The 17,637-nt window shown below is 65.9% G+C and carries 14 protein-coding genes; 8 read left to right on the top strand and 6 right to left on the bottom strand.

All coding sequences use genetic code 11. The annotated features are described in order from the left end of the window. The first annotated feature begins 297 nt into the window (after positions 1 to 297). The 7 genes from ACED67_RS00070 (at position 298) to ACED67_RS00040 (ending at position 6,933) form a co-directional block, all read left to right on the top strand. On the top strand, positions 298 to 1,191 hold the full coding sequence (locus ACED67_RS00070; RefSeq protein WP_395539399.1) for an SPOR domain-containing protein: 894 nt from the start codon (positions 298 to 300) through the stop codon (positions 1,189 to 1,191). An 8-nt stretch (positions 1,192 to 1,199) separates the two neighbouring features. Beyond that, positions 1,200 to 2,363 (top strand): D-alanyl-D-alanine carboxypeptidase family protein, encoded by a 1,164-nt coding sequence (locus tag ACED67_RS00065; protein WP_395539398.1) that lies wholly within the window; start codon positions 1,200 to 1,202, stop codon positions 2,361 to 2,363. Between the two features lie 9 nt (positions 2,364 to 2,372). Beyond that, a complete protein-coding gene (gene tmk / locus ACED67_RS00060; protein ID WP_395539397.1) occupies positions 2,373 to 2,999 on the top strand; it encodes a dTMP kinase in 627 nt (208 codons plus the stop codon). A gap of 226 nt (positions 3,000 to 3,225) precedes the next feature. After that, positions 3,226 to 4,368, top strand: coding sequence for a DNA polymerase III subunit delta' (locus ACED67_RS00055; protein ID WP_395539396.1), 1,143 nt, complete (start codon positions 3,226 to 3,228; stop codon positions 4,366 to 4,368). Next, positions 4,368 to 5,195, top strand: coding sequence for a TatD family hydrolase (locus tag ACED67_RS00050; RefSeq protein ID WP_395539395.1), 828 nt, complete (start codon positions 4,368 to 4,370; stop codon positions 5,193 to 5,195). The genes ACED67_RS00055 and ACED67_RS00050 overlap by 1 nt, the downstream gene beginning before the upstream one ends. Next, a complete protein-coding gene (locus tag ACED67_RS00045) occupies positions 5,195 to 5,998 on the top strand; it encodes an MBL fold metallo-hydrolase (RefSeq protein WP_395539394.1) in 804 nt (267 codons plus the stop codon). The genes ACED67_RS00050 and ACED67_RS00045 overlap by 1 nt, the downstream gene beginning before the upstream one ends. Continuing rightward, complete coding sequence (locus ACED67_RS00040; RefSeq protein WP_395539393.1) at positions 5,995 to 6,933, top strand: AEC family transporter; 939 nt, start codon at positions 5,995 to 5,997, stop codon at positions 6,931 to 6,933. The genes ACED67_RS00045 and ACED67_RS00040 overlap by 4 nt, the downstream gene beginning before the upstream one ends. 61 nt (positions 6,934 to 6,994) lie before the next feature. Here the strand turns inward: ACED67_RS00040 and ACED67_RS00035 are convergent, their stop codons facing one another. From ACED67_RS00035 to ACED67_RS00015, 5 genes are all read right to left on the bottom strand, one after another. After that, complete coding sequence (locus ACED67_RS00035) at positions 6,995 to 7,933, bottom strand: ABC transporter permease (protein WP_395539392.1); 939 nt, start codon at positions 7,931 to 7,933, stop codon at positions 6,995 to 6,997. A gap of 6 nt (positions 7,934 to 7,939) precedes the next feature. Further along, positions 7,940 to 9,193 carry an ABC transporter permease gene (locus ACED67_RS00030; protein WP_395539391.1) on the bottom strand — a complete coding sequence of 418 codons (1,254 nt, stop codon included), beginning with the start codon at positions 9,191 to 9,193 and terminating at the stop codon, positions 7,940 to 7,942. 69 nt (positions 9,194 to 9,262) lie between these two features. Next, positions 9,263 to 10,339: an ABC transporter substrate-binding protein gene (locus ACED67_RS00025; protein ID WP_395539390.1), complete on the bottom strand. Its 1,077-nt coding sequence runs from the start codon at positions 10,337 to 10,339 to the stop codon at positions 9,263 to 9,265. Between the two features lie 76 nt (positions 10,340 to 10,415). After that, positions 10,416 to 11,516, bottom strand: a complete 1,101-nt coding sequence (locus tag ACED67_RS00020) for an ABC transporter ATP-binding protein (RefSeq protein ID WP_395539389.1) — start codon at positions 11,514 to 11,516, stop codon at positions 10,416 to 10,418. Between the two features lie 103 nt (positions 11,517 to 11,619). Then, on the bottom strand, positions 11,620 to 14,961 hold the full coding sequence (locus ACED67_RS00015) for a Hint domain-containing protein (protein WP_395539388.1): 3,342 nt from the start codon (positions 14,959 to 14,961) through the stop codon (positions 11,620 to 11,622). A gap of 324 nt (positions 14,962 to 15,285) precedes the next feature. Here ACED67_RS00015 and ACED67_RS00010 point away from each other — a divergent pair, with 324 nt between their 5' ends. Further along, positions 15,286 to 16,500, top strand: a complete 1,215-nt coding sequence (locus tag ACED67_RS00010; protein ID WP_395539387.1) for a tyrosine-type recombinase/integrase — start codon at positions 15,286 to 15,288, stop codon at positions 16,498 to 16,500. 564 nt (positions 16,501 to 17,064) lie between these two features. Here ACED67_RS00010 and ACED67_RS00005 read toward each other — a convergent pair. Continuing rightward, positions 17,065 to 17,637 (bottom strand): hypothetical protein (locus ACED67_RS00005; protein WP_395539386.1); only part of this gene is annotated, 573 nt, incomplete at its 5' end.

Below are 17,637 nucleotides of genomic sequence, written 5' to 3'. Positions count from 1 at the left end.
GCGCCCTTGCGGGGCCTGCGCGGCAGGGGTCGTCCTTGCGCGCGCGGCAGCCAGACGCGGCTTACGGGGAACCGGGTGATTCTGAAAGACCACGACCGGGGTGTTTTCCGCCGATCGTGAAGGGCCGCCGCCCCCTCTGCCCTTCCCATGGCCAGCCCGGATAGCTATGATCCGCGCGAATTCCCGCCGATCCCGGGCCTGAGCCGGAGGTGCGGGCCAGAGGCAGGGCCGCCCGCAAGCGGCAATGAACAGAAAAAGCACGGCAGCAAACGACCGTGCAGGGGATGAGGGCATTAGATGGCACGGGCAGTATTCCACACCACGGCATTTCTTGCGGCTGCGCTGGCGCTGTCCGCCTGCGAGCCGGGGGCCAATCCTTTCAAGGCAGCGCCGAAGGACGGAGCAGCCACGGCCGAGGCCCGGCCGCAGAAATCCACCCGTCTGGTGGACCGCGATGTCGAGGCACCGCAGGTCTATCAGGTCAGCGCCGATGCGCTTTGGGACGGGCGGCCATCCCTGGGGGGCGTCTGGGTTGCCTCGGTCGACGTGAAGGATCCCGAGCGGGTGATCATGCGCAATCCTGCCAATGGCAAGTTCGTGATCGGCGCCCTGTTCCGCCGCGAGCGCGACAATCCCGGCCCGCCGCTGCAAATCTCCTCCGACGCGGCCGAGGCGCTGGGGCTTCTGGCCGGCCAGCCCGGCAAGATCACGGTCACGGCGCTGCGGCGCGAGGAAGCCCCCGAGGCAAGCCCGGCAACCCCGGTGCTTGACACGGCGGAAGCCCTGCCCGCCGCGGCAGGCGCGATTGACGCGGGCGGCGTGGCGACCCAGCCGCTTGACGCACCCGCCGCCCCTGCGGCCAAGGGCAAGGACAAGAAGAAGGCGGCCGAGACCGCCGCCATCGCGAGCGCCGCGCTGGACGCCGCGGCCCCCGCCGCCGCCGCCCCCGTTGCGCCTGCCCCCGCCCCTGCGGCCAGCGGCGCGGGCCGGCCGATCCAGATCGGCTTCTTCTCGGTCGAGGCCAATGCCAAGCGCGCGGTCGACAAGCTGGCCAAGGCCGGTGTCACCGCCCAGGCCAAGGCCGAAACCTCGCAGGGCAAGACCTATTGGTCGGTCGTCGCGCGCGGCGATGCGGCCCTGCTGAAAAAGATCAAGGATGCCGGTTTCGCCGACGCCTATCTGCTGAAATAAGAGGCCCCATGTTCCGTCACCTCCGCCTTGCCGCCGTCACCGCCGCCCTGCTGGCCGCCGCGATCCTGCCCGCGCGCGCCTTCGAGACCCAGGCCACCGCCGCCTGGGTCTATGATGTGACCACGCATACGGTCTTGATGGACAAGAATGCCGATCAGCCGGTCCCGCCCGCCAGCATGTCGAAGCTGATGACGATCAACATGCTGTTCGAGGCGCTGCGCGACGGCCGCGTGACGTTGCAAACCCAGTTCGCCGTTTCGGCCCGAGCCAAATCCATGGGCGGCTCGACCATGTTCCTGCAAGAAACCGACCGGCCCACGGTCGAGGAACTGATCCATGGCATGATCATCAATTCGGGCAATGACGCCTGTGTCGTGGTGGCCGAAGGCCTTGCCGGGACGGAAGAGGCCTTTGCCCGCCAGATGACCGAACGCGCCAAGGCGCTTGGCATGACCAGTTCGCATTTCGCCAATGCCAGTGGATGGCCCGACCCCACCCAGCGCATGTCGATGCGCGATCTCGGCATCCTGGCCCAACGGCTGATCGAGGAATTCCCTGAATATTATCCGATCTTTGCCGAGACCGAGTTCAACTACAAGGACCGCGCGCCCGACAATCGGCACAACCGCAACCCGCTCCTGAAACTGGGCGTCGGCGCCGACGGGCTGAAGACCGGCCACACATCCGAAGCGGGCTATGGCCTTGTCGGCAGCGCCAAGCAGGGCGAGCGCCGGGTGATCTTTGCCATCACCGGCCTGCCCTCGGACACCGCCCGGGCCGAGGAATCCGAGCGTATCGTCGGTTGGGCCTTCCGCCAATTCGCCGAGAAGACCGTGGCGCATCAGGGCGTCCGCGTCGCCGAGGCCGAAGTGCATATGGGCGCGGTGCAGACCGTGGGCCTGGTGCCGGAAAAGGACCTTCGGCTTCTGGTGCCTGCGCTGGTGCAGGACAAGATCGAGGCCGAGGTCGTCTACAAGGGCCCGCTGATCGCGCCCGTGGTCAAGGGCTCGCGCGTGGCCGAATTGATCCTGCACATCCCCGACCTGCCCGATCGCCGCATCGCCTTGGTGGCGGAAAGCGATGTCGCCAAGGCGGGTTTCACCGGCCGGCTCAAGACCGCTGCCACCTATCTCTGGTCCACCTATATCGGCGGCGTGGCCCCGGCCTCCTGACGCAAGCGGATGCAAGGCTTCTTCCTGTCCTTCGAAGGCGTCGACGGCTCGGGCAAATCGACCCAGGCACGGATGCTGGCCGAGACCCTGCGCGCGCGCGGCCATGAGGTCGTGCTGACGCGTGAGCCGGGCGGCAGCCCCGGCGCCGAGGACATTCGCCGCCTCGTGCTGGAAGGCGATCCCGCGCGCTGGTCGGCGGAAACCGAGATCCTGCTGTTCACCGCTGCCCGCCGCGACCATCTGGAAAAGACGATCCGCCCGGCCCTTGCCCGGGGCGCGGTGGTGATCTGCGACCGCTTCGCCGATTCGACCCGCATCTTCCAGGGCATCACCCGTGGCGACCTGACCCAGACGGTCGACCGGCTGCACGCCCTGATGATCGGAACCGAGCCCGACCTGACCGTGCTGATCGACATCGACCCCGAAATCGGCCTGTCCCGCGCCGTCGCCCGCCGCGGCGGCGAAATGCGGTTCGAGGATATGGGGCTTGCCTTCCAGAAACGCGCGCGGGCGGGTTTCCTGGCCCTGGCCGAAAACCACAAGACCCGCTTCCGCGTGATCGCGGGCGATGCCGCGCCCGAGGCAGTCGCCGCCCGGGTGCTAGAAAGCGTCACACCGCATCTGCCGCAGGACTGAAGCGTCAGGCCCGGCGCTAAACCCTTCATCTTGATCCAGATATTCCGGGGCGGCCAGCGGCAGGCCATCGGTCCGAGAACCGCTGGCGCGGGACAGAGCCCCTGGGGCCCCACAGGCGAAGAACGTGCAGAAATCCTGCGCGCCCGCCCCCCGCTGGGCGGTCGGGCGCCGGGGCGAGGGGGCGTTCCCCCTTCCCCCCCGCGCCGCCGCATGGCATTGCTGTGCCATGGCCGCCACCCAGGATCCCCTGCCCGAAGCCGACCGCCTGGAAGGCGCCCCCCACCCGCGCGAAACAGCGCGGCTTTACGGCCATGGCTTGGCCGAGGCCGAGTTCCTTGCCGCTCATGCGCGCGGCCGCCTGCACCATGCCTGGATGCTGACCGGGCCGCGCGGCCTGGGCAAGGCGACGCTGGCCTGGCGCATCGCGCGCTTCCTGCTTGCCACGCCTGCCGATGATGGCGGCGGACTGTTCGGCGCGCCGCCGCCGCCCGAAAGCCTGGACATTGATCCTGAACACCCGGTCGCCCGCAGGATGCGGGCTTTGGCCGAGCCCCGGCTTTTCCTGTTGCGCCGGGGCGCCAACAAGACCGGCAGCGCGTTGTCGCAGGTGATCACGGTGGAAGAGGTCCGCGCGCTGAAAAAATTCTTCGCGCTGTCTGCCGCCGATGGCGGGGCGCGCGTCGCGATCATCGACTCGATCGACGAGATGAACCCTTCCGCCGCCAACGCGCTGCTGAAAGTGCTGGAAGAACCGCCGCCGGGCGTCACCTTCCTGCTGATCTCGCACCAGCCCGCGCGCCTTTTGCCCACGATCCGCTCGCGCTGCCGCGAATTGCGCCTCTTGCCACTCTCGCCCGAGGATATGGCCCATGCGCTGGATCAGGCGGGAGGGGCGATCGACCCCGACCAGGCCGTCGCCCTTTCGGAACTGGCGGGCGGTTCGGCGGGCGAGGCATTCCGGCTGACCAATCTGGACGGGCTGGCCGCCTATGCCGCCCTGCTGCGCCTGTTCCGCGACCTGCCGCGCCTGGACCGGACCCGCGTCATCGCACTGGCCGAGGCCGCCGCCGCGCGCGGCAATCCCGAGGCCTTCGATCTGACCCTGACCCTGATCGACCTGTTCCTGGCCCGTCTGTCGCGCGCCGCCGTCAGCCGCCAGACCCCGCCCGAGGCGGGCCCCGGCGAGGCCGAGCTGTTTGCCCGTCTCGCCCCCGACACGCGCGCCGCACTGATCTGGGCCGATCTTGCCCAAAACCTTACGCAAAGGGCAAGGCGCGGCAAGGCGGTGAACCTTGACCCCGCCGCCCTTCTGATGGATATGCTTTTTCGGATCGACGAGACGGCGGGTCATCTCGCCACCGCAGGCTGATGCAACCCGACACCGCTTCCTCCGCCGCGCTGCCCGACCTGGTGGACAGCCATTGCCACCTCGATTTCCCCGATTTCGACGGCGAGCTTGACGCGATCCTGGCGCGCGCCCGCGCCGCGGGCGTCACCCGCATCGTCTCGATCTGCACCAGACCGCGCTCCATCGCCAAGGTGCGCGTCATCGCCGAAGCGCATGAAGGCGTGTTCTGGGCCTATGGTCTGCACCCGATGAGCGTGACCGAAGAAGCGCCCGAAACGCTGGACCATCTGCTCGAGGTGGCGCGCCACCCCAAGCTGGTCGCCATCGGCGAGACCGGCCTTGACTATCACTACACCCCCGACAGCGCACCCGCCCAGCAGGCGCAGCTGCGCCTGCATATCGAGGCGGCGCAGGAAACCGGACTGCCCCTTGTCATCCATGCCCGCGATGCCGATGCCGACATGGAGGCGATCCTGCAGGAAGGCTATCGCCGCAAGCCCTATGCTTGTGTGATGCATTGCTTTTCTTCCGGCCCGCGTCTGGCCGAAGCGGCGCTGGAAATGGGGTTCTACCTGTCCATGTCCGGCATCGCCGCCTTCCCGAAAAGCCAGGATCTGCGCAAAATCTTCGCGGGCGCGCCGCTGGACCGCATCCTTGTGGAAACCGACAGCCCCTATCTTGCCCCGCCGCCCTTCCGCGGCAAGCGCAACGAACCGGCCTATGTCGCCCATACCGCCAAGGCAGGCGCCCAGGTCTTCGGCCTGAGCGAAGCGCAGTTCCGCGCCGCGACCACGGCGAATTTCGACCGGCTGTTCCGCAAGGCGGCCCGCGCCGCGCAGGCCGCCTGATGGCAACGCTCCGCTTCACCATCCTGGGCTGCGGCTCGTCAGGGGGCGTGCCCAGACTGGGCGGCGAATGGGGTGAATGCGACCCCGCGAACCCCAAGAACCGCCGCCGCCGCTGCTCGCTTCTGGTCGAGCGCGAGACCGAAAGCGGCACCACCGCCGTGCTGATCGACACCTCGCCCGACATGCGCGACCAGTTGCTGGATGCCGGGATCGGGCGGCTGGATGCTGTGGTCTATACCCATTCCCATGCCGACCACATGCATGGCATCGACGATCTGCGGCAGATCACCTTCAACCTGCGCCACCGCCTGCCCGTCTGGGCCGATGGTCCGACGCAGGAGGCGCTGCTGTCACGCTTCGGCTATGCTTTCGTGCAGCCCAAGGGCAGCCCCTATCCGCCGATCCTTGACCTGCACACCATCGACGGTCCGGTCACCATTTCCGGCGCGGGCGGGGATGTCGTCCTTCACCCTTTCGAGGCCAATCACGGCCCGACCGATGCGCTTGGCTTCCGCATCGGGCCGCTGGCCTATCTGCCCGATGCCGTGGCGATCCCCGAGGAAAGCTGGCCCTTGCTCGAAGGTCTGGATTGCTGGGTGGTCGATGCCCTGCGCCGCAAGCCGCACCCGACCCATGCCCATCTGGCGATGACGCTAAGCTGGATCGCCCGGGCCAGGCCGGTCCGTGCCGTGCTGACCAATATGCATGTCGATCTGGATCATGCCGTGGTCGAGGCCGAGACCCCCGCCCATGTCTTCGCCGCCTATGACGGGATGCAGATCACCTACGAGAACCAGGTGTGAGCGCGCTTCTCGATGTCATTCTGCCCGTCTTCCTGGTCATCGGCTTTGGCTATGCCGCAGCGCGCTGGCTGAGTTTCGGAGAAGCGGCGGTCGACGGGCTGATGCGCTTTGCCCAAAGCTTCGCCATCCCCGTCCTGCTGTTCAAATCCATCGCGACCCTGGATTTTGGCGCCGAGGCGGAAGTCTCGCTGTTCCTGTCCTTCTATATTGGTGCCTTCACCTGTTTCGGTCTGGGCTTTCTGGGCGCGCGCCTGCTGTTCCGCCGCCCTCTCGAGGATTGCGTCGCGATCGGCTTCATCTGTCTCTTCTCGAACACGCTGCTTCTGGGCGTGCCGATCACCGAACGCGCCTATGGCCCCGGTGCGCTGGCGGGGAATTTCGCGATCATCGCGCTGCATTCGCCGCTTTTCTACATCTTCGGCATCGTGATGATGGAACTGGTCCGCTCGCATGGCAGGCTGGCCGACCCGCTGTCGCTGATCCGGCAGATCCTGCGCGGGGTTTTCACCCAGCCTCTGGTGATCGGCGTGCTGTCAGGTCTGGCCTTCAACGTCTCGGGCCTGCCCATCCCTGCGGCCATGGCGGGGTTCCTAGATCTGATCACCCGCGCCGCGGTGCCCGCCGCGCTGTTCGGCCTGGGCGGCGTCCTGCTGCGCTACCGGCCCGAGGGCGACATGAAGGCCATCGCCATGTGCTGCGTCCTGTCGATCATCGTCCATCCGGCCATCACCTATGGCCTGGCGCGCGGCGTCTTCGCGCTGGATCGTGACCAGCTCCGCTCGGCGGTGATGACCGCCGCCATGGCCCCCGGCGTCAACGCTTATCTCTTCGCCCATAATTACGGCGTGGCGAAACGGGTCGCCGCCTCAAGCGTGCTGATCGGCACGGCAAGCTCGATCCTGACGATCTGGCTCTGGCTGCATATCCTGCCCTAAGGCCCCGCGCGGGTCATCCCTCAGGCGCGGAGAAGGAAGCGGCCGAACGGGCCGCCCCCCATCAGCGCCCGGTCACGCCCCGCAGCCGGTCCGACCGCCGCCGTAACAGCTCGACCGAGGCCAGAAGCGCGATCGAGATCACCACAAGGATCGTCGCCACCGCCAGGATCGCCGGGCTGATCTGCTCGCGGATGCCGTTCCACATCTGGCGCGGAATGGTCTGCTGCTCGGGTCCCGCCAGGAACAGCACCGCCACCACCTCATCGAACGAGGTGACAAAGGCAAACAGCGCGCCCGAGATCACGCCCGGCAGGATCAGCGGCATGATGATCTTGAAAAAGGTCGTGCGCGGATTGGCGCCCAGGCTTGCCGCCGCGCGGATCAGGCTCTGGTCAAAACCCGACAGCGTTGCCGTCACGGTGATGATGACGAAGGGAATACCCAGCGCGGTATGGGCCAGAATCACGCCCAGATAGGTCGAGGTCAGCCGCCCACAGCTGAAGCCCAGCATGCTGCACGGGTTCGAGTAGAAGAAGAACAGCCCGGTCGCGATGATGATGATCGGCACGATCATCGGCGAGATCAGGATTGCCATGATCGCACGGCGATAGGGCATCTCGGGCCGCGACAGGCCCAGCGCCGCCAGCGTGCCCAGCACGGTCGCGAAGATCGTCGCCCAGAACCCCACGATCAGCGAGTTCTTGGCCGCCTTCACCCAGGCCGAATTGTTCCACATGTCCGAGAACCAGACCCCGCCCCGCTCGGCCTCGGGCGCCTGCATGCCATAGGTCAGCAATTCATCATACCAGCGCAGGCTGTAGCCGGTCGGGTCCAGCGTCAGCATCTTCTGGGTGAAGGTGAAGTAGGGCTCGGCGTTGAAGGACAGCGGAATGACGATCAGGATCGGCGAGATCAGGAAGACGAAGACCGCCGCGCAGATCACGATATAGGTATAGTGCCAGATCCGCTCGAGAGGGTCGGCATAGGTGGGAAGCGCCATGTCAGATCACCCGAGCTTGAGTTTGTCGATGCCGACCAGACGGTCATACAACCAGTACAGCAGCAGGATGCCGACCAGCAGCATCGCCGAAAGGGCAGCCGCCATCGACCAGTTCGATTTCGACATGTGGAACTGGATCAGGTTCGAGAAAAGCTGCCCATCCGCGCCGCCGACCAGGGCCGGGGTGATGTAATAGCCGACCGCCAGGATGAAGACCAACAAGGCCCCCGCCCCGATCCCCGGCAGGGTCTGCGGCAGGTAGATGCGGCGGAAGGTGGTCCAGCTGGTCGCGCCCAGGCTGCGCGCCGCGCGGGCATAGCTCGGCGGGATCACCCGCATGACCGAATAGAGCGGCAGGATCATGAAGGGCAGCAGGATATGCGTCATCACGATGATCGTGCCGGTCTGATTGTACATCATCGACAGCCGGCCATCGGTGCCGATCAGCCCCATCGCGACCAGCGCGTTGTTCACGACCCCCTGCCCCTGCAACAGCACCATCCAGCTTGTCGTGCGCACCAGAAGCGAGGTCCAGAACGGCAGAAGAACCAGGATCATCAGCAGGTTGGCCTTGGCCATCGGCAGCGTCGCCAGCAGATGCGCGACCGGAAAGGCCAGCAGCAGGCAGATGAAGGTGATCAGCCCCGAAAGCGCAAAGGTCTTGAGATAGAGATAGACATAGATCCGCTCTTTCGGCGGCACGCGCTCGATCCCGCCATCGGCGGTGCGCTCAAGATCCAGCCCGCTCAGGTAGAAATCGCTCGTATAGGCGCTGGAGGATGACCGCATCGCCTCCCAGACCAGCCCGTCGCCCCATTTCTTGTCCACTGCCAGGAAGGCGTCCTTGTAGGGCGGCGCCAGATCATCGGCCACCCGCGCCGTCTTGGTGAAAAGAGAGCGCGATTCCGGCAGGGTGTAATTCACCCGCGTGCCCGCCTCGCCCGCGGTCTTCTCGGCCTTCATCGTCTTGAAATCGCTCGCCAGGGCCGCGAAAGCGGCCTCATCCGGCGGCGTGCCCGCCGGGTTCGCCGCGAACCAGGCCGAGACGGCGGGCGCATTGGCGGAAAAGCCATCATGATAGACCGACCGGTGCAGCATCTGCCCGATCGGAATGACAAAGGTCAGCAGCACGAACAGCAGAAGTGGCAGCACCAGCAGGAAAGCCCGGCGCTTGGCACGGGCCTGGGCCGCGGCCAGCGCCGCTTTCAGCGGGCGTCCATCGGCAGTGGTCAGGGGGGCAGAGACGGTGGCGTCGCTCATTCTTCGGTCGGTCCGGCGGCATAGGAAGAGAAAAGGGGGCCGGCATGTGCCGCCGACCCCCGCTCAGACTTAGTTCGAAGCAAGCCAGGCGTTGAACCGCTCGTTCAGTTCGGCGTCCTTGTCGACCCAGAACTCGAAATTCGATTCCAGAGCGTTGGTCATGTTCTCGGGCGCGGTCGGCAGATGCGGCCCCATGACGGTCTTGCCGTCATTGAACAGCAGCTCGTCCTTCAGCGCCGACTTCCGGGCCGGACCATAAGAGATGTATTTGGCCTGGGCGCGCAGACCCTCGGTCGAGGTGGCGTATTTCACGAATTCCAGCGCATCGGCCATATGCGGCGCGCCCTTCGGGATCACATACATCTCGTTTTCGTAGATCTGACCATCCCAGACGATCTGGAACGGCTTGCCCTCGGCCACGGCGGCATTGAAGATCCGGCCATTATAGGCGGTCGCCATCACCACTTCGCCATCGGCCAGAAGCTGCGGCGGCTGGGCGCCCGCTTCCCACCAGACCACGTCCTTCTTGATCGTGTCGAGCTTGGCGAAGGCGCGGTCCACGCCTTCCGGCGTCGACAGCGTCGCATAGACTTCCGACGCCGGAACGCCATCGCCCATCAGCGCGAATTCCAGCACCGCCTTGGCGCCTTTCTTCAAGCCGCGCTTGCCCGGGAACTTCTCGAGATCGAAGAAGTCGGCCACGGTCTTCGGCGCGGCATCGGCGGCGAATTTGGTGGTGTCATAGGCATAGATATTCGCCCAGATATCGGTCGAAACGCCGCAATCGGTGACCGCGCCGGCCAGGAAGTCCTCGGCCGCCGGGGTGCCGTCATCGCCCGCGGGCAGGCTGTTGATGTCGATCGGCTCCAGCAGGCCCTCGTCGCACAGACGGATCGCGTCGGCATATTCCACCGAGGCCACGTCGATGGTGACGTTGCCGGCTTCGACCATGGCCTTGATCGGGGTGGCGGGGTTGTCGCTGTCGGTCATCGTGGTGGCGATGCCGGTCTTGGCGGTGAAGGGCTTCAGATGCCCTTCGGTCTGGGCCGCGCCATAGGCGCCACCCCAGGACAGCACCGTCACTTCGGCATTGGCCGCGAAGGCCATGCCGCAAAGAGCGGTGGTCAGGATCAGGACTTTCTTCATTCGTTTCTCCCAGGTTGAACCTTTTGATAGACATCTTGGCCGCGTCGGGTCTTGCCGCCCGGTCCGCGGCGATCTCTCACGGATCCAGCGCGCGGGCGTCTTGCGGATGCCAGCCCACCTTGATCGCCTCGCCGGGCGCAAGCTTTGTCTGCCCCAGCGTGTTGCGCATCTTCATGACAAAGCCATCCTGCCCGGCGACGCGCAGCACCACGCGCAGGATATCCCCCATATAGATCACCTCGGTCACGGTCGCGTCCAGCGTATGGGCGCCCGCGGGCATCATCGAGGGCTTGAACTCCACCCGTTCGGGCCGGATCGACACCAGGGTCTTCTGGCCCTTTTCCCTGACATTGACAGGGGTTGCATCGATCAGCTCGCCGGACGTCAGCCGCACGGTCGCCTTCTCGCCCGACAGATCCTCGATCACGCCCATCAGCTTGTTGTTCTCGCCGATGAAGCCCGCGACAAAGCTATTGTCGGGCCGCTCATACAGGTCGGCGGGCGGCGCAAGCTGCTGGATACGGCCATCGTTGAAGACCGCCACGCGATCCGACATGGTCAGGGCCTCGCCCTGATCATGGGTCACATAGACCACGGTGATACCCAGGCTTTCGTGCAGATGCTTGATCTCGAACTGCATATGCTCGCGCAATTGCTTGTCGAGAGCGCCCAGAGGTTCGTCCATCAGCACAAGCTTGGGATCGAAGACCAGCGCACGGGCCAGCGCGATGCGCTGCTGCTGCCCGCCCGAAAGCTGCGCCGGGCGGCGGCTGGCAAAGGCCCCCATCTGCACCATGTCCAGCGCGCGGGCGATCTTGGCCTCACGCTCGGGCTTGCCCATCCCGCGCACTTCCAGCGGAAAAGACAGGTTCTCGCCCACCGTCATATGCGGGAAAAGCGCATAATTCTGGAACACCATGCCGATGCCGCGCTTGTGGGGCGGCACCTGGTTGATCGGGCGGCCATCCAGCGTGATCTCGCCATGGGTCGCGGTCTCGAACCCGGCCAGCATCATCAGACAGGTCGTTTTCCCGCTGCCCGAGGGGCCAAGCATGGTCAGGAATTCACCCTTGCCAATGGCAAGGTTGAGGTCCTTCACCACCAGGCTCACGCCATCATAGCTTTTCTGCACATGATCGAACGCGACGAAAGCGTCGCTTTGGGTTGCTGCAGCCACCCCTGTCTCCCTGACTTCTGGCAGGTGTTCCTGCGCTCTTGTTGCCTTGGACGTAAGCAAATGCCGCAGAGCAATGCAACGGGCAAGTGACTCGAAAAGCGGTTCAAGGTGCGATGCGGGAAAAGGGCGCAGTCTGATGCGGTTCTGCGGGAAATTTGTTCATCTCTCGAAGCGCGGCGCGCGCCTTGGGCGGATGCGCGGTCCCGGGCAAGGATTCGCCCCCCACCGGCGCAAGGCGCGGCAAGGCCCGCAGGACGGGCCCGGTCAGCACCGGCGCGATGCGCGGCCCGTAGAACAGCGGCACCAGCCCAGGCGCCGCCAGCGCCGCGCCCAGCCAGGGCAGCGCAAGGGAAATCTCGGCCACGGCCCCCGCGCCCAGTCCCGCAAGAGCCGCAGGCCCGGGCCACAAGGTCTCGACCCAGGCGCCATTCGCCCGCACCAACCCGTGCCGGGCGAGAAGCAGATGATGATACCAGACCCGGCGCCGCCCCGCCTGCACCCGGAAGGCGCCCTTGCCCAGCTTGGCCAATTGTCCCGCCCGTGCCAGGGCTGGCACCCCGCCCGGTCCGGCGACCAGAACGGCATGTTGCCGCGACAGGATCAGCGGCCGGTCATTGCCCAGCGCGCCGCGCCGGATCAACACCGGGCGCAGCACCGGCCGCGCCGCCAGCTCCTCGGCCCCGATCTGCCGCCCGCCCGCCCACAAGACCGGGGCCGGCCCTGCTGGCGTCAGGACCAGATCGCCCGCCCGCAACGCCTCCACCCTGCGCCGTCCGCCCGGCGTGTCGATCAGCGTGCCTGCAGTGAAACAGGGCAGCCCCATCTGATGCGCCTCAAGCTTGCCAAGATGTCCGGGCGCCACCCCGACCAGCACCACCGCCTCGCCTTGCGGGAAGGTCAAAAGCGTATTGCCCTGCCCGTCATCGGCAAGGGTGAAATCGCCCCAATGCAGCGGGCTGCCATCCGGGTTGCGCAGATCGCTGACATCCAGCCGGTCGGTCGTGTGGCCATCGACCAGCGTCATGTCGAAATCGGTCACCCGGTCGACGCCCGAACCACGGTCGAAGCCGAAAACATCAGCGCCGCCGCCGCCGGTCAGCGTGTCATTTCCCGCCCCGCCCGCCAGCGCGTCATTGCCCGCATCGCCAAACAGCCTGTCATTGCCCGCCCCGCCCCGGATCAGGTCATTGCCCGTTTCACCATAGATCGTGTCACTGCCCGATCCGCCGATGGCGCTGTCATCGCCCGCGCCCAGGGTGACCTGCATCCCCCCGCTATCGGCGCCGGCATCGACGCTGTCGCCGTGATCGGTGGTCTTGATCGCCTCGATCTCGCTGAACGTCAGCGTGAAGCCCATGCTCGAGGCCGTGCCCGCCCCGTCGCCGCTGAAGGTGACATTCGCGCCGACATAAGGGGTCGAAGACAGGTCGAGCGTGTCGAAATCATCGCCCGCCTCACCGCCTTCGACATGACTACCCGCGCCGGCGATCAGCACATCGCGGTCGGCGCCGCCGTAAAGCGAATCGCTGCCGCCGGTATAGTCGATCCGCGCGATCAGCGTGTCATTGCCCGCCCCGCCATAGGCCAAGTCACTGGCGCCATCGCCGTCATCGACCAGGATCAGGTCATTCCCCGCATCCCCGCTGACGCTGTCAGCCCCGGCCCCGCCATAAAGCGTATCCTCGCCCGCCCCGCCCGCCAGCGTGTCATTGCCTGCTTCGCCCAGGATCAGATCATTGCCCGCCTCGCCCATCAGCGCGTCATTGCCGTCTCCGCCGAAGATCGTGTCGGCGCCGCCGCCGGTGAAAACCGTGTCATTGCCCGCGCCGCCATAGACGAGCTGCTGATAGCCGTCCGGCACCGTGCCGGGCCGGTCGTCGATCAGATCGTCGCCCGCGCCGCCATAGGCCGTGTCATTGCCCAGATCGGTGTAGATCGTGTCATTGCCGGCGCGGCCCTCGATCACATCGGCGCCGCTGCCGCCGGTGATCGAATCCGCGCCGTCATTGCCCCAGATCGTCACGCCATCGCTGTCGGCCGCGGCGGTGATCGTGTCGCCATATGCGGTGCCCGAGATCTGCTCGACCCCGGTGAAACTGCCGCTCGCCCCGCCGGCATAGCCATAGGTGCCGGCATCCGTGCCGGTGAAGGTGACGCTGACGCCATTGGTCTGGGCATAGGTGCCAAACCACAGCGCATCGGCATCGCCCGCCTCCTCGCCCATGTCGTACAGATCGGACTGGTGGTCATCGGTGATGATCGCCACGTCATTGCCCGACCCGCCATAGAGCGTGTCTGCGCCGACCCCGCCCGAAAGCGTGTCATTGCCGCTGCCGCCATAGAGCGTGTCCGTGTCGGCGCCCCCATAGATCAGGTCATTGCCCGCCCCGCCATAGATCAGGTCATTGCCGGCGTTGTTGCTCCAGTCGCCGACCACATCGTCGCCCGCGCCCAGGTCGATCGTGTCATCGCCCGCGCCGCCGGTGACCGTGTCATTGCCCGCTCCGCCATAGACCAGATCATGCTCGGACCCTGCATCGACGGAATCACTGCCGTAATCGCCATAGATCGTGTCGGCACCCTGGCCGCCGGTGATCGTGTCGTTGAAATCCTCGGTGAAGCTGATCGTCTGGTTCATGCCGCCGACATAGACCGACAGGTAATCCCCCGTCGTTGCATCGGTCAGCATGTAGTTGCTGTCGCTCAGCGTCGCGCCGCTCCAGCTCTGGCCGGGGAGGAGCGTGGCCTGCAGATGCGTCACGCCGCTGCCGTCGATCCAGTACAGATCGACCGCCAGGGTCGAGCTATTGGTGACGGCAAATGTCGTGGCGCTGCCGGTCCCGCCTGACGGGTAGGCCCCCGGGCTGAAGGTGCGGATATCGCCGCGGATCAGGTCGGCGCCATCGCCGCCATCCAGCAGGTCGCTGCCCTGCCCCCCCTGCACCGTGTCATTCTCGGTGCCGCCATAGACCGAATCCCGCCCGTCATCGCCGGCGACGGAATCATTGCCCGCCCCGCCATAGACCTGGTCATTGCCGGTGCCCCCGGCATCGGTGTCATTGCCCAGGCCGCCATAGAGCGTGTCATTGCCCTGCGCGCCCCGGCTCAGGTCATTGCCGTCGCCGTCATAGATCAGGTCGTCGCCGGCGCCTCCGAAGGAATAGTCGCCGCCGCTGTTGCCGCCATAGATCGTGTCGTTGCCGTCGCCGCCATAGCTGTCGTCATAGGTGTCGTCGCCGCCATAGATCAGGTCGTTGCCGACGTCGCCGTAAAGCCTGTCATAGCCCAGATCGCCCAGGATCGTGTCGTCGCCGGTGCCGCCATAGATCTGGTCGTCAAGCCAGCCGCCGTTCAGGCTGTCATTGCCGGCATTGCCAAAGAGCGTGTCATTCAGGATCGACCCGAGGATCGTGTCATTGCCCGTGCCGCCGTAATAGGTCGCCATCTGCCCAAGCCGCCCCGGGGCCGGGCAGGATGCCGGGCCGTTGGCGCGCAGTCTGGGGGAAAGCCGCCTAAATCCGGGTTAAACTGCGGATTTCAGATAAATTCTCCGAGCCAGGCAGGGACCGGAAAAGACAAGGCCCGGATCCCTGTGCGGGACCCGGGCCGGGCTGGTGCGGATGAAAAGAACAGAAACCGAACACGAAGCCGTCCGATAGTGTCCGAACCCCCTTGATCCCTTGCCCGTCCTTCGCCTCTAACTGTCCGAGGGCGTCCGGTCTAAACCGGCTGCAGCGGACGCCAATTGTGGGGCTAATTGGGGGACTGGATGCCGAGGGCACGCAACAAGCTCACCGTCGTCGCGATCAGGGCGACAGAGAGCGGCAAGCTGCAGGACGGCGGCGGTCTTCACCTCGACAAGGACGGCCTGGCTGGCAAATGGGTATGGCGCTACTCCATCGCCGGGCGGCGGCGCGAGATGGGCCTGGGCGCGTGGCCGTCCGTATCCCTGGCGGACGCGCGCCGTTCGAGAGACCGTTGGGAGGGTGTCCTCGGCGCCGGCGTGGACCCGATCTCGGAGCGCACCCGGCAGATGGAAGCAGAGCGCCAGGCGATCGACGCGCACGACCCGACGCTCGAAGAGGTTGCCAAGGAAGTTCTCGAGGCGAAGAAGGAGAGCCTGCGCGGTGGCGGGGAACGGGGGCGCTGGATGTCGCCTCTCGCCATCCATGTCATGCCGAAACTGGGCAAGCGGCGCATCGTGACGATCACACAGGCCGACCTGCGCGACGTGCTTGCACCGATCTGGAAAAAGAAGACCGCGACAGCCGAGAAAGCCGCGCAGCGCCTCGCAATCGTCTTCCGTCATGCAAAGCTGTCCGGTCTCGACGTCGATCCGTTCGTCGTCGAAGCCGCAAAGCAACGTCTCGGGCCGCTCATCCGCAGGATCCAGCCAACAGAGGCAACACCGTGGCAGGATATGCCGGCGCTCTATGCCAGGTTGTCCGAGAGCGCCTTGACCTCCCACCTCTGCCTCAGGTGGATGATCCTGACAGTCGTTCGAAGCGATGGTTGCCGCGGCGCCCGCTTGTCGGAGATCACCGACGACATCTGGACGGTCCCGGCCGACCGGGTCAAAGGTCGCGAGGGGAAGGTCGGAGATTTCCGCGTGCCCCTCAGCGCGGAGGCGCTGGAAATCGTCGAGGCGTGCCGCCCGCATGCTGACCTGTTCGACGGCGTCATGTTCCCGGGCCATCGCGGCAAGCCGATCTCGAGCCGCGCGACAGAACTCGCGCTGGATGCCTTGAAAATCGTGGGCCGCCCGCACGGCTTCCGCACGTCCTTCCGAACATGGGTCCAAGACACTGACGCAGCTGGATATGACGTCGCAGAGACGGCCCTGGGACACGCGGTCGGGGGCCGCGTCGAACGCAGCTATGCCAGGTCCGATCTCCTAGAGCGCCGGCGCGCCTTGATGGACAAGTGGGCGCGGTTTGTGATCGGAAGCGCGGCCACGGTCGTCGCACTGCCGCGGCGCTCCTGAGGCACTGCCTATTCTGACGGGCGGATTAGGTCAGTGGTTCCAACCTCGTTAGCGCAAACCCTCTTTCCAGAATCACAGACCCGTGCGTTCCTGTAGCCTTATTTTTGGTTCACGGGGGTTTCTATGAAGCGGGTTTTGCTTGCAGCTGCAGCTGCGATCTGGGCGGGACAGGCGGGGGCGGCGACGGTCACGCTCTGGGATGAGGCGGTGGACGGGGATCTGCCAGGGGATAGCTTGCTGACGCTATACGCCCCGAAAACTACAGAGCCTACCAGATTCTATTTTTATTTCTCAGCGGCGGCGGGTGACACTGACTGGTTCAAGGTCGTTTATGGCCCGCACACTCGACCGATCGGCGGCGGCGGCACAAGCTCAGGATCTCTTGGCGTCGATGGCATATGGCTAGGAGGTTTCCGCACGTGGACGGAAGAAACCCTTGTTCGTGCCGGGCCGGAAGGAAACGCTTCTCTCATCCTCTACACCGATACAGTACCAGTTCCGCTTCCGGCCACCGCCCCCCTGCTTCTGGGGGCAGTGGCTTTAGTGGCGGCATCGCAGCGCAGGTCAGGTCGGAATGCCTAGCGTGGCGGCGTGCGCCTCCCACACCTGACGACCGAATGATGTTCCGGTCCACGGGATGTTCATAAGGCCTGGACCGGGGAAATTCGGGCGGATCGTGTTAACGGTCGCCTTCAGGGCAATCTCATATTGCGCCTCTCCCGTCGGCCAGAAGCCCAGAGCCTTTGCCATGTAAAGGAAGGCGCCGGGCGTTTCGATGGGGCGATAACCGTCGGGAATGCGGCCCGAGATCACGCCGCCATAGGAATAGGTCTTGTTAGGCGAAGGATTGTAGGACGAGAAGCCAGCCTGCGGCGACGAAGAGTTGAACCAGTCGCACCATCCGTCTGCCAGAACATTTGCGGCAGCGCTGTCTGGAACCCGACAATGCGCGCCGCCCGCCACGACCGGCAGTGTCGGGAAATCAGACTGGCGCATCTTGACCTGAATATGCGCACCGCCAGAACTGCCGATGGTGGAGTCCAGAACCTCGCTCTCAAGTCCGGTCGCCTCAGAAACAAAGGTCAGGCCCTGATAGTACTGGCGCTGGCTCTCTCCCGTGATCAGGGGCATCCTGAC

The organism is Neotabrizicola paludis, assembly GCF_044142105.1.
Lineage (GTDB): Bacteria > Pseudomonadota > Alphaproteobacteria > Rhodobacterales > Rhodobacteraceae > Pseudogemmobacter.
This window is presented reverse-complemented; position numbering and strand designations above follow the sequence as displayed.